Annotated in this window: 11 protein-coding genes; 8 read left to right on the forward strand and 3 right to left on the reverse strand. The window is 48.1% G+C overall.

The features are described from left to right. Window positions 1–280: 280 nt before the first annotated feature. Both AM231_RS29250 and AM231_RS29255 read right to left on the reverse strand, forming a co-directional pair. Window positions 281–454, reverse strand: a complete 174-nt coding sequence (locus tag AM231_RS29250) for a hypothetical protein (RefSeq protein ID WP_165593451.1) — start codon at window positions 452–454, stop codon at window positions 281–283. Window positions 455–483: 29 nt separating this feature from the next. Further along, window positions 484–639, reverse strand: coding sequence for a hypothetical protein (locus AM231_RS29255; RefSeq protein ID WP_165593457.1), 156 nt, complete (start codon window positions 637–639; stop codon window positions 484–486). 226 nt (window positions 640–865) lie between these two features. Here AM231_RS29255 and AM231_RS22430 point away from each other — a divergent pair, with 226 nt between their 5' ends. The 6 genes from AM231_RS22430 (at window position 866) to AM231_RS22455 (ending at window position 8,965) form a co-directional block, all read left to right on the forward strand. Next, window positions 866–1,942, forward strand: a complete 1,077-nt coding sequence (locus AM231_RS22430) for a copper amine oxidase N-terminal domain-containing protein (RefSeq protein ID WP_054404597.1) — start codon at window positions 866–868, stop codon at window positions 1,940–1,942. 424 nt (window positions 1,943–2,366) lie between these two features. Then, on the forward strand, window positions 2,367–4,187 hold the full coding sequence (locus AM231_RS22435) for a sensor histidine kinase (RefSeq protein ID WP_054404598.1): 1,821 nt from the start codon (window positions 2,367–2,369) through the stop codon (window positions 4,185–4,187). After that, window positions 4,159–5,733, forward strand: coding sequence for a response regulator transcription factor (locus AM231_RS22440; protein WP_242615278.1), 1,575 nt, complete (start codon window positions 4,159–4,161; stop codon window positions 5,731–5,733). Before AM231_RS22435 ends, AM231_RS22440 begins: the two co-directional genes overlap by 29 nt. Before the next feature lie 94 nt (window positions 5,734–5,827). Then, window positions 5,828–7,156 carry an extracellular solute-binding protein gene (locus AM231_RS22445; protein ID WP_053490280.1) on the forward strand — a complete coding sequence of 443 codons (1,329 nt, stop codon included), beginning with the start codon at window positions 5,828–5,830 and terminating at the stop codon, window positions 7,154–7,156. Between the two features lie 45 nt (window positions 7,157–7,201). After that, complete coding sequence (locus tag AM231_RS22450; protein ID WP_054404600.1) at window positions 7,202–8,077, forward strand: carbohydrate ABC transporter permease; 876 nt, start codon at window positions 7,202–7,204, stop codon at window positions 8,075–8,077. A gap of 18 nt (window positions 8,078–8,095) precedes the next feature. Then, complete coding sequence (locus AM231_RS22455) at window positions 8,096–8,965, forward strand: carbohydrate ABC transporter permease (protein WP_054404601.1); 870 nt, start codon at window positions 8,096–8,098, stop codon at window positions 8,963–8,965. An 82-nt stretch (window positions 8,966–9,047) separates the two neighbouring features. Here the strand turns inward: AM231_RS22455 and AM231_RS22460 are convergent, their stop codons facing one another. Further along, the gene (locus AM231_RS22460) at window positions 9,048–9,875 is read right to left on the reverse strand and encodes a helix-turn-helix domain-containing protein (protein ID WP_054404903.1); all 828 of its coding nucleotides are present in this window, start codon (window positions 9,873–9,875) and stop codon (window positions 9,048–9,050) included. 139 nt (window positions 9,876–10,014) lie between these two features. Here AM231_RS22460 and AM231_RS22465 point away from each other — a divergent pair, with 139 nt between their 5' ends. Together AM231_RS22465 and AM231_RS22470 are read left to right on the forward strand one after the other, a co-directional pair. Next, a complete protein-coding gene (locus tag AM231_RS22465; protein ID WP_054404602.1) occupies window positions 10,015–10,788 on the forward strand; it encodes a sugar phosphate isomerase/epimerase family protein in 774 nt (257 codons plus the stop codon). A 27-nt stretch (window positions 10,789–10,815) separates the two neighbouring features. After that, the gene (locus AM231_RS22470) at window positions 10,816–11,835 is read left to right on the forward strand and encodes a Gfo/Idh/MocA family protein (protein ID WP_054404603.1); all 1,020 of its coding nucleotides are present in this window, start codon (window positions 10,816–10,818) and stop codon (window positions 11,833–11,835) included. The last annotated feature ends 313 nt before the right edge of the window (window positions 11,836–12,148 follow it).

Below are 12,148 nucleotides of genomic sequence, written 5' to 3' on the forward strand. Positions count from 1 at the left end.
CATGTTGGATGTCCAAGTGGATCATAAGGTCAGAGGTAAAGCCGAACTTGGGGAGGAAGGGTCATGGAAACAATTGCTGCATATCACAACACGCAAAAGTCTCCCATTCCGAAGGACTGGAACAGGAGACGTCTGATTCTGTAAACTGTGAGCAATATGCCCTGTGTGTACGGTGCGTGGTTCGGTGCATACTCGGATGGCTGTTGGCCGCAAGCACCTTCTGACTTAGCCGGGGCCTTTGCTGATTGCCATTCCTTAGTGGCCCAAACTAAGTCCATCTTCATAATCGCCGATTTCTTTTCTCATCAATATAAATTTCCAGTGCAGTTATGGCTCGAATCATCAATTTGATAAGCAGATACAATGCATATAATCCAAGCAGCATGAATAGTCCATTGATGATGAAAAACAACATGGGCCATATGCTGAATATGGAACTCCCCGTGCTCATCATGTAGCTCACCTCCCTCCAAGGCTTTATTCTTACTGCAAACCGATAGCAAACATTCTTGCTGCCTCAGCTTTAAGATCAAGCGACAGCATGGTCTTATTCAGGAGCCCGGATACAGGGGCTGGCTCATCCTGATCCAGGACATATCCATAGTGTCCATCCGGGATGAACGCCAGCTTCGCTTCCATGCTGAAATTCCATAATATAACAACCTTAACATAACAAAAGAAATTATGTGATGATTTGTTATTGCAACATAAACTATTCAAACCAGGCACATGTCAGAAAAGTTACAGTTACAAGGAGATTTATTTTTTGCCCATTTCTCTGAATAATCGACAAACTTCTCCCAGTCGCGATACGTCTAAGTTATAGTTAGATATATATTTGGATCCCCAAGGAGAATCAGAGATTATGAGAACAAGGAAATGGACAAAAAAGGTCGCAAGCAGTGCTGTAGTATTCACCATGCTAATGAGTACAATGGTGCAGGCTCAGGCCAGTGCAGCGCCGAAGCAGGAAATACAACTAAATATTAATCATTGGATGGTTACGCTCGATGTCGATTACGTCATCAAGGACCAGACCACATTGGTTCCTTTGCAAGCTATGAAGTATTACCTGAAATCCATGGGGCTGCATTGGAACAACAAAACCAAGACGGTAACCATCAGCACGGGTGCCGATCAAGTCGTGTTAGAAATGGGAAGCCGGAAGGCGAAGGGAGACAGCAAGGTATATTCACTATCCACTCCCGCGTACTTGAAGGACGGGCATGTTATGGTTCCTATTCGATTTATAGCGGATTTGTATGATGCACAGGCAGGATGGGATGAGCAGGAGAGCATGGTCTACCTCTATACGCCGAAGGTCGACGTATCGACCTCGGAGGAGAATGGTTATGTGAAGCTTTACCCTTTCAAGGTCACTAAATATGGAAGATATGAAGGCATGGTGGTCGAGGTAGAAGGGAGGAAGCGGGTATTTAAAGAATGGCATGGGGGAGACGGTACACGTAAACCTATCGTTCATTACCAGGATGTTACGGGCGATGGCAAGCCGGAAGTGGTTGTGTTCTATGTAAATGGGACTGGAACGGGCCTATATCTTGGGGAAATGCACATTGTAGACGCAGAGACGCTGAAGGAAATTCCTGTTGAATCATTAGAGCAGGCCGTATCGACTTATGTGCAATCCAGCATCGAGAAGTATGCTGATCACTTCATTGTTAAGATAACGGTTGACGGGAAGGAAAGTTTCGAAAAATTTGAGGATGACTCCGAAGATAAGAGCTATATATTTGACAAGATTGGTTATGGGGCCGTGATTGATCATAGTCTAGTAAACGGGAAGCTTCAGACAAGGGCCGCGGTCAATGTAAGCATTGGCACTTTTGCAGGCGATCTTAAGATGACCTATCGGTATCAGGAGGATCTGAACCGGTTTGTGGTGGATACCATGGAATACAGTCCATTAGATGAAGGGCGATAACGGTTTATACCATGAATCATGAGAACTACACATACATGCATTTGAGTTTTTCGTCATGAATAATATTTTATAAAGTATATAAGAAGAAAACGTATTTTGGTAGAATGACATGTCTCATGAACAAAAAGGGCGCTGCAGCGCCTTTTTTTCGTTGTCCATATTTGAAAATAAACGTTATTTTCCCATTTTCTAAAGCTCGAAATTCAATAGATGACAAGCTGTGCAACCAACCTGGATTTGAACAATTTCATCCCTCTCTATAGGCCTTTATTACCATTTACTTGAGTCTAAAGATTCCTCTAAGATAGTTAATAAATCTGACACCTTTTTCACTTTGGATCAAAAAAATCAAAAAAGTAAACGCATTCAATGTTAACAAATATGACAAGCCCATACCATATGGACATTGAACGGGGGAGCGTGTATGCAACAATGGCTTGGGAAATCGCTGAAGCATAAATTATCCATATTGATTATTATTGCTACGCTGGTGCCGCTGCTGTTTCTGGGGATTTTCTCTTTTAACATAGCGAAGAGCCTAACTGAGGAAAAGGCGAAGATCACAGGGATGAACACTCTCCGTCAGCTGGAAGCTTACCTGGACACCATGGTCAAGGATGTAGAGAATATGTCGCTGTTTCTCATTGGTCATACCGGTGTGCAAGCCTATCTCAAGACGGAAGAGAGTAATTACGTCCAGCAGACGACTATTATCAATTTCCTCACGAACTTGGCTTTTTCCAAGGACTATATTGCCAACATCATTATTGAGCCGCTTGGCAGTAAAGATCATATCTCGCACAAGTCGTTAGTGCGCTCCGAATTCAGAAATATTACCGAGGAGATCCCGGATTATTATGACCAGCACCCGAAATGGTGGTCCTTCGTTCATCGGCAGTGGACCTTTGAAGGGGTAAGGAAGGTCATCACGCTGGCCAGACCGATTCGGAGCACGGATAAATACAAGCCAATCGGGAATCTGCAGATCAATCTCGATCAAGCCGTTATTGCCAATCAATTCAGGCAGGCTGTACTGGAGAAAACGGGTTTTGTCCTTCTTCTGGACGAGAACAATCGGATTATTGCAGGACCGCCCGATATGGAGACCAATATGACGCTGGCGGATTACTATCCTTCGATTCAAGAGTTTAACGGACTTAGCGGAAATATGGATTATGGCGAGGGAAGCAATAAGAAAACCATTCTATATAAGAAAATGTCCAGCGTAAACTGGAAGTTGGTCGGTATTATTCCCTCTCAGGAATATCGCTCCCAGAACCAGTATTTCATCAAATTAACTGTGGTTGCTGTAAGTGTAGCCATTCTGCTTGTCATTATTCTGGTTCTTTTCCTGATCCAGAAAATAACGAATCCTTTGTCTGTATTAACAAAGTTCCTCAAGAACGCAAGCCCGGAAGAGCCCCTGCCTGCACTGCCGGTCAAAACCATTGATGAGGTTGGTCAGCTGATCATCAGCTATAACCGGCTCAGCTCCCGGATTGTGAAGCTCACGGACGAAGTGAAATGGAACGAATCGCTGAAGAAGGAAGCGGATATGCATGCGCTGCAAGTACAGATCAATCCGCATTTTCTCTATAATACGCTCTCTTCGATCCATTGGCTGGCACTGATGAATCAGGATGTGAAGATTGCCGAGATGGTGGGATCGCTCAGCGATTTTCTGAGATTCAGCCTGAATAATGGTCAGGAATACTGCACGATTCAGCAGGAGATCATGCATGTCCGACATTATGTAAATATCCAGACCATCCGCTATCCGGATAAATTCAAGTTTGAGGTTCATGTGGAGGAGGGACTGTATCAGCACACCATGCTGAAGCTGCTGCTGCAGCCACTGGTCGAAAATTCCATGCTGCATGGCATTCTGAGCCGTGACGGAATGGGAACGATTACGATTCGCGGCCACCGCGAACAGGATGGAATCCACTTTATGGTGGAGGATGATGGCATCGGAATGTCGGCGGAGCGCCTGGATTGGCTTCAGGAGCAGTTGGTTGAAAATCCGCTCCAGTATGAGAAGGGCCAAACTAAACGCGGAAGCTATGGACTGCGTAATGTCCATAAACGGCTGCTCCTTCATTACGGCAAGGATGCGGGATTGCGTGTGGAGAGCACGGAGGATGCCGGAACGCGGGTGATGTTTACAATACCTGATTTACCTGAAATTCAACAATCGGAAATTTCCGACAAAGGGGATGGCGACATTGAAGGTACTGATCGTTGATGATGAAGTGATCATTCGGAATGGCCTGAGTACAGTGATCAATTGGGCAGATAACGGTTTTACTGTGCTGGCACCTGCGGCTTCAGCGGAGGAAGCCCTTCAGCGTATTCCGGTTGAAATGCCTGACATTATATTTACGGACATACGCATGACGGGCCTGAGCGGGCTGGATATGGCGCGTGAAGTCAAGCAGCAGTATCCCGAGATCGAGGTCATTGTCATCTCGGGATACGACGAATTTGTATATGCACAGCAGGCGATGCGGGAAGGCGTGAGCGATTATTTGCTAAAGACGAGCAGACCCGGGGAAATTATCGAGGCTGCTGTCCAAGCGAGAGAGCGGCTGCTGCTGCAAAAGCTAAACCAAGCCAAGCAAGAAGAGCAGGAGAAAGTGGTTAATCGAGGGTTTCTGAGAAGGCTGCTTGCTTCCGGAAAATCGCTGGATGACTCCGCCAGTAATGAATTGTGGGAGCGGTACCCTGAGCTGTGCCTGGAATTGATGGGCTCGGCACTTCAGATTTGGATACTGTCTGTGTATCCGTTTGAGGAGAAGGGGGAACTGACAATTGGGGAGCAGCACAGCGTACTCGGGACGGAACTGACTGAAGAAGTTGGCGGAGCATGGCTGGAGTGGCATGGCTCCCTGCTTCTATTGAGACGAACAGAACCGAACCGCGAGTGGGATCGGGTAGCTTCCGCAATACGGAATATAGAATCCAAGCAAGGTTGTCGAATAATAGCGGCTTGCGGCCGGACGGTTTCCAGTGTGCAAGAGCTGCATATTGCACTTAGTACCGCATTAGAAGCCAGCTCTTACGAGTGGCTGCTGCATTCGGATCAGATTATCCGTTATGAAGAGATCAAAGGACGCCATGGAATCCGGACAGTTTGCTCAATAGAGGAAGAAACCAAGCTATCTTCTCTCCTGCGTTCAGGACAATCTCCCGAGCTGCAGACTTGGATTGCCGACTTATTGAGACGGATCCGGAGTCAAAGCCAGGCTACGCCTGCCTCGGTTCAGTCCTACCTGCACTCTTTGATCGTTTCGGCACAGCGCTGGTTGATACGATCGGCGACATCGATCGGCTACACCAGTCCGGTTACCGTGGAAGAGACATATGATATCCGTGAGCTGACGAGGACACCGGAGAAAGTGCTGATGGAATCTCTGGGAGTGATCATGAAGCAGTACCACGATATGGTGTCAACCACGAGTCCCGTCCAGCGGGCGATATCTTTTATCCATGAACATCTCGGACAGAGCCTGTCGCTTCAACAAGTGGCTAAGCATGTTCATATGAACCCCAACTATTTTAGCGAGATGTTTAAGAAGGAAACCGGACAGAATTACATTGAGTTTGTGACGCAGGCCAAGCTGCAAAAAGCGATGAATCTGCTCAGGGAAACGCCTGCCAAGATTAGTGAAATTGCAAATGAAATCGGGTATGAGGATATTAAGTATTTTAACCGCTTGTTTAAGAAATGGACCGGGCAAACGCCGTCGGAATATCGGGCAAATCCTGAATTTTGTCCCTCTATGGACTGAAGTATATCCCCTATGTAAGCGCTATCTCCTCTTTTATACTTAGGCTAATCATCTCAATATGCTTCATTTTCGTAAATTAAAAGGGGGATTGACCATGAGATCAAAACGGAAAATAGGTCTTGTACTGCTGATGATGACACTGGTCCTCGCAGCTTGCGGAGGCGGGCAAAGCAAAGAGCAGGCAGGGGGAGGAAAAGAAGGTAGCCAGGAGAAGGTCAAGCTTACAATCTGGCATAACTTTGCCGGTGATGACCTGCGTGCGAAGTCTGTCAGAAGCTTTATCGATCAATTCGCTCAGGATCATCCGGAAGTTACGCTGGATGCGCAAGCCATTCCACCGGATGGTTACCGTCAGCGTCTGAGTACAGTAGCGGCTGCGAATGAAATGCCGGATGTATTCTTCGTGTATGCAGGAAGCCATTCCGCCGAGCTTCATCAGGCGAAGCTGCTTCAACCGATTACGGAGGTGCTCGATGCGCATTCCGATTGGAAGGATAAGTTCCTGCCAGGAGCATTTGATCCATACCAGTTCGAAGAAGGTCAGATCTACTCTGCACCAGTCGGCATGTCCGCCACTTCGATTTTGTACTACAACAAAGCGCTGTTTGACAAACATAATGTAAAAGTTCCAACGACTTGGGAAGAAATGATGACGGCGGTTAAAACGTTCAACGATAACGGCATTACGCCGATCGCCCTCGGAAACAAAGCGCCATGGGTTGCGCAGTCCACCATTATCGGATCGATTGCCGACCGCGTGACGGGCACCGAATGGTTCAAAAAAGCGGCAGCACAGGATGGCGCGAAATTCACCGATCCTGAGTTTATCGAAGCACTTGGTTATTTCAAAGAACTGGTTGACAACAAAGCCTTCCAGGAAGGCGCGAACAGCATCGACAATACGCAAGCCGAGCAGTATTTCATTCAAGGCAATGCAGCGATGATGATCAGCGGTGCCTGGACACTGACAAACCTTGCGGCTTCCTCATCGGAAGAGCAAATGAAGGATATCGAGGTAACTACATTGCCTTCAATCCCTGGAGGTAAAGGGGAAGCAGGCACCATCTCTGGTGGAGCTGGCGGCGGTCTGGCCCTTAGCAGCAGAACAGAAGGGAAAGCGAAAGAATTGGCGCTTGAACTGATTTATGCCGTGAGTGGACCGGAAGCGCAAAAGGCAATTGCTGAAAGCAACTCCATGGTTATGTACGATACCGACATTGATGAGTCTAAAGTTACGTCTCTGTACTATAAAGCTTTTAATCTGGTAAAAACCACCGGCATTACGCCGGTATACGATGCTTATCTGTCTGCAGAGGCGGCTGATGTTATCAATAACGGCCTGCAGGAGATCATGATGGGCGGTTCCATCGAAGGCGTTGCCCAGAAACTTCAGGACGCGCAAGCAAGATCCGCTACTCCATAAGAAACAGTACATCATTGCATAAGGATTAGGAGGGAGGAGGCTGCCATGCCTACAGCGGTAAGAAGCAAAGGATTTATAGCAATAGCTCTTCTTCCTGCGCTTCTGTTGTTCCTGGTGTTTGTCATTATTCCAGTATTCTGGTCCGCCTACTATGGATTTTTTAGTTGGAAGGGATTCGGAGACGCCAAGTTTATCGGATTCGATAATTATATAGAGATGTTTAAGGATCCGATATTCTGGCGGGCACTACGCAATAACTTGATTCTGGTGGGATCATCCATTATTGGTCAGATCCCCATCGCTTTAATAATTGCCATCGTATTGTTCAAGAATTCGTTCTTCTCCAGGTTCATCCGGTCTGCGGTCTTCATGCCGATGGTTCTCTCCACGGTTGTCGTCGGTCTCATCTGGGGTTATATTTACCACCCGCAGTTTGGGATTGCCAACTATGTGCTTGAGATGCTCGGTCTGGAGTCCTGGACCCGTCCCTGGCTGTCAGATCCAAAAGTAAATATGCTGGCCATCTCGATCCCGATTAACTGGGCGAACGTTGGTCCGTATCTGGTGATTTTTATTGCCGCACTGCAAAATATTTCGCCGGAGATCCACGACGCAGCCCAAATTGATGGATCCACAGGCTGGAACAAGCTGACGCAGATTACGCTGCCAATGGTCTGGAATACGGTGGTTGTGACCATTGTGCTCTGTATCTCGGGGAGCCTGAAGGCTTTTGACCATGTCATTGTCATGACAGGCGGCGGCCCGGCTCAATCGACCGAGCTGCTTGCCACTTATATGTACAACAGTACGTTCAGCGTCTACCGCTATGGTTACGGCTCTGCTGTATCCACAATGATCATGATTGTCAGCGCCATTCTTATTGCACTTAACTATTTCGCAACGCGCAGAAAGCCAAGCTAGCATGAAGGAGGGAGCGATGTGAATATACAGACGACCGAAAACGGAAGTGCTGCCGGGAGCCGTGTCATCAAGAAGGGACTGTCCGGATTCGTAAAATTGCTGCTGATTGGTTATGCGCTTCTTACGCTCTATCCCTTGTATTGGCTTTTTACAAGCGCGTTTAAGTCGAACCAAGACTTCTTTACGAATCCCTACGGCTTGCCGAAGACGTGGATGACGGAGAATTTATTCCGGGCATGGGAGCTTGGAAATATGGGAAGAGCCATGTTGAACTCAACGGTGGTGACAATAACCGCTGTTGTGCTCACCATTTTGCTCAGTGTGCTTGCGGCCTATGTGTTGTCCAGATTCGAGTTTCGGTTCAAGAAAATAGTGGTTGTGCTGTTTACGACCGGGCTGCTGATTCCGATCCACAGTACGCTGGTACCTCTGTTTATTATGATGAAGAATATCGGCTTGCTTGATACGTACGGTGCGCTCATTCTGCCCTATACGGCGTTTGAGCTTCCGATCGCGATCTTCCTGGCGATGGCCTACATGTCATCGATTCCTAGAGAGATTGAAGAGGCCGCTATGATTGATGGCAGCGGTTGGTGGGGAATCTTCGGAAGAATGATCCTTCCGCTCTGCACGCCGATCATCGCAACGATATCGATTCTGGCATTTCTTCGATTCTGGAATGACTTCTCCTTCGCCCTCGTATTTATCAATACGCAGGCTTTGAAGACGCTGCCGCTTAGTCTGTCCTTATTCTCCGACGGCTTTGGCACGGATTACAGCCTGACGATGGGTGCGATGGCAATTGCCGTCATTCCAACGATCGTGGCCTACTTGATCTTGCAGGAGCAGATTATGAAGGGCATGGTGGCAGGATCGATCAAAGGTTAAGTGAACACCCCTTCCGTTTGAATCGGAGGGGGTGTTTGTTATTTTTATATGCAGGTTCCTTCTATATTAATGTAGAAAAAAATCAGCGAGGGTCTTTCTCTCGTTCGGGCCTGGCAGGTACCGTTGCCTGTTCCCGAAATTTTACCGGAGATACGCCGTAGTTGGCCCGGAATACCCGGTGAAAATAGGAGTAGCTAGCAAAACCGCAGGTTTCCGCAATTTCCTCCAGCGTCATGGTGCTGTATTTCATCCGCTCGACGGCTGCGTTCAGCCGGATCTCCAGAGCATATTGAATCATCGTTTTTCCGTAATATTCTTTGAACAGTTTAACTGCCCGGGATAAGCTGAGACCGACATGAGAAGCAGCCTCCTCCAGCTTGAAGGTGATGGTGGCATGTTCCTCAACGAATCGCTTCAAACGTAGAGCAGTGAAAGCCAGACGATCGGTCGGCTTAATATCGGTAATGGCACGGTCCAGACACAGGCAGAGACTGCGCAGCAGATAGTCAGTCAGCTCCTCGATTTCTCCTTCAAGTCCACGCCGCTTCTCCAGCAGCATCTGTCTCCACAGACCCAGCAAATGATCGTCGAGTCCAATATGACTCACGACCGGACGGTGGGTCCGTTCCCACCAATCATCAATCCAGGAGCCGTCGCAAAAAATAAAATAATCCCCGCTGGACACGCGGCCATCCTCGCCGTCTTCCTTTATCCGCAGCTCGTATGAATCACCAGGCCTCAGCAGCAGCAGATCGCCTGCTTGCACATGATGCTCGATGCCGTTGCAGTAAATCTCACAAGAGCCTTCAGTTTGAAGACGGAACAGATATGTGGTTAAGCCGCCCCGGTGACTGTTGCTAAATTGCTGAAAGTGATAGGAATAGTCGCAGATCAGCAGCTTTGCTTCCATCATGGTAATAACCCCCAGTAAAAAAGTAAGCAGATAGTTCATGTTGCAGCCATATTGTTTATGTTCATTTTAGCCTATTCGCATGTATGATAGTAGCAGATAGAGCAATAACTCATTTTTTGAATCGAGGTGCGCTATAATGAGAAGAATGAACATTGGTTTGCAGATGTATACGTTGCGCGATGAGACGGCACAGGATTTCCGTGGCACGCTTCGCAAAGTGGCTGAACTGGGTTATGAAGGAGTCGAATTCGCAGGTTATGGAGACATTCCAGCCGAGGAAATGAAAACGCTTCTTCAAGAGCTTGGCCTGAAGGCGATTGGAAGCCACGTGGGCCTGCATCTTCTTCGTGCTGATCTGCAGAAGGAGATCGACTACCTAAAAACCATTGGCGCTAAATATATGATGTGCCCTTATGTGGCAGAAGAGGACCGTAAAGATGCGGAAGATTGGAAGAACCTCTTCTCGTTCCTGGAGGAAGTAGGAACCGAAGCTCGCAAGCAGGGATTGATTTTTGGTTACCATAATCATGCATTTGAATTCGAAGCAGATGTCGATGGTCAGTTCGTATTTGATGCGATGTATTCCGCGACAACTCCGGAAGCTGTACAAGTTGAGATGGACGTGTGCTGGGTACAATTTGCCGGACAAGATCCGCTTGCCTACATTCCGAAATACGCAGGACGACTGCCGCTGCTTCACCTGAAGGATTTCAGCAAGGATGCTGAGGGCAACATGAAGACATTGGAATTGAGCCAAGGCTCGGTTAACCTGCCGGGAGTTATTCAGGCTGCATCCGATGCAGGCACGGAATGGCTGATCGTGGAGCAGGATGTATGCCAGAATCCGCCGCTGCAAAGCGTGGAGAACAGCATGAACTGGCTGAAGCAGAATTACCTGAACCAATTCTAAAAAATTCAACACAAAAGGAGATTTTCCATGAGCAAAATTAAAGTGGCTGTATTTGGCTGCGGCGCCATCGCCCAGCGTAGACATATTCCTGAGTATGCGGACAATGCTAACGTAGAACTGGTTGCCTTTGCCGATCCGGTGAAGGAACGCGCAGAAGAGATGGCAGCCCAGTATGGCGGTAAAGCCTATGCGGATTACGAAGATTTGTTGAAGAATGAGAAACTGGACGCTGTTAGTGTGTGTACGCCGAACTATCTGCATGCTCCAATGACTATCGCGGCAGCGAATGCCGGCCTTCATGTGCTGGTTGAGAAGCCAATGGCAACAACGGCTGAAGAAGGAGAGCAAATGATCGAGGCAGCCCGCAAAAATGGCGTTTACCTGATGGTTGGACACAATCAGCGCCTGATGCCTCCGCACGTGAAAGCAAAGGAAATTCTGGATTCCGGCAAGCTTGGCAAGGTGCTTACCTTCCGTACATCTTTTGGTCATGGCGGTCCGGAGGGCTGGAGCTTGGATGGCCGGGACAGCTGGTTCTTCCGTAAAGAAGAAGCGATTATGGGTGCCATGGGAGATCTGGGCGTTCATAAATCAGACTTTATTCGTTACTTGCTGAACGATGAAATCGTAGAAGTGGCCGGTTTCATCAGCACAGTTCATAAAGAGGGAACTGACGTGGACGACAACGCAACATGCATCGTTCGCATGAAGAGCGGAGCCGTGGGCACGCTGATGGCAAGTTGGACGCATTACAGAGCAGGCGATAATGGTACGGTATTATGGTGCGAAAAAGGTGCCATGCAGATCGGTACCGTAAACGGCGACGAGGTAATCGTGGAACTGACAGATGGTACGGTAGAAACCTACAAGGTTGGTGCCATGGCTACGAATGAGAAGCAGGTTCCGAGCGGCGTCATCGACGATTTTGTCGAATCCATTCTTACAAGCACGCCACCTAGCATTTCCGGTGAGGAAGGTCTGCGCTCCTTGAATGTTATCCTGGGTGCATTCGAATCTCAAGATACAGGAAAAATCGTGAAACTGTAATAGATGAGTTTATAAAGGGAAGCCGTATACGTACGGCTTCCCTTTTTGTTGGTACGCCCAGCATGGGCGTCATCTATACGGTGAAAGTCCGGAATGGGGGCTGGCAAGCGCCTACCAAAGAGCAAGGGTGNAAGCTGGAGGCAAAAGCACGGCTTGAGGTACACGAATCCAATTTGAGGCGGTTGCGGTCGGATGAGTCACCTAAACATGACGAAATCCAAAGCTGCCAAGGGCTGCAGCCGTAAACTTGGGCAAGCGCGGGCGGAAAGATGACGTCCTTATCTGGGGAGGCCTGCGGGAGAAAAAAAACGCG

The organism is Paenibacillus solani (assembly GCF_001277345.1).
In the GTDB taxonomy this organism is placed as follows: domain Bacteria; phylum Bacillota; class Bacilli; order Paenibacillales; family Paenibacillaceae; genus Paenibacillus_AQ; species Paenibacillus_AQ solani.

Excerpts from the sequence above, each read along its gene's own strand:
- AM231_RS29250 (WP_165593451.1), bottom strand. The coding sequence starts at position 454 with ATGATGAGCACGGGGAGTTCCATATTCAGCATATGGCCCATGTTGTTT.
- AM231_RS29255 (WP_165593457.1), bottom strand. The coding sequence starts at position 639 with ATGGAAGCGAAGCTGGCGTTCATCCCGGATGGACACTATGGATATGTC.
- AM231_RS22430 (WP_054404597.1), top strand. The coding sequence starts at position 866 with ATGAGAACAAGGAAATGGACAAAAAAGGTCGCAAGCAGTGCTGTAGTA.
- AM231_RS22435 (WP_054404598.1), top strand. The coding sequence starts at position 2,367 with ATGCAACAATGGCTTGGGAAATCGCTGAAGCATAAATTATCCATATTG.
- AM231_RS22440 (WP_242615278.1), top strand. The coding sequence starts at position 4,159 with ATGGCGACATTGAAGGTACTGATCGTTGATGATGAAGTGATCATTCGG.
- AM231_RS22445 (WP_053490280.1), top strand. The coding sequence starts at position 5,828 with ATGAGATCAAAACGGAAAATAGGTCTTGTACTGCTGATGATGACACTG.
- AM231_RS22450 (WP_054404600.1), top strand. The coding sequence starts at position 7,202 with ATGCCTACAGCGGTAAGAAGCAAAGGATTTATAGCAATAGCTCTTCTT.
- AM231_RS22460 (WP_054404903.1), bottom strand. The coding sequence starts at position 9,875 with ATGGAAGCAAAGCTGCTGATCTGCGACTATTCCTATCACTTTCAGCAA.
- AM231_RS22465 (WP_054404602.1), top strand. The coding sequence starts at position 10,015 with ATGAGAAGAATGAACATTGGTTTGCAGATGTATACGTTGCGCGATGAG.
- AM231_RS22470 (WP_054404603.1), top strand. The coding sequence starts at position 10,816 with ATGAGCAAAATTAAAGTGGCTGTATTTGGCTGCGGCGCCATCGCCCAG.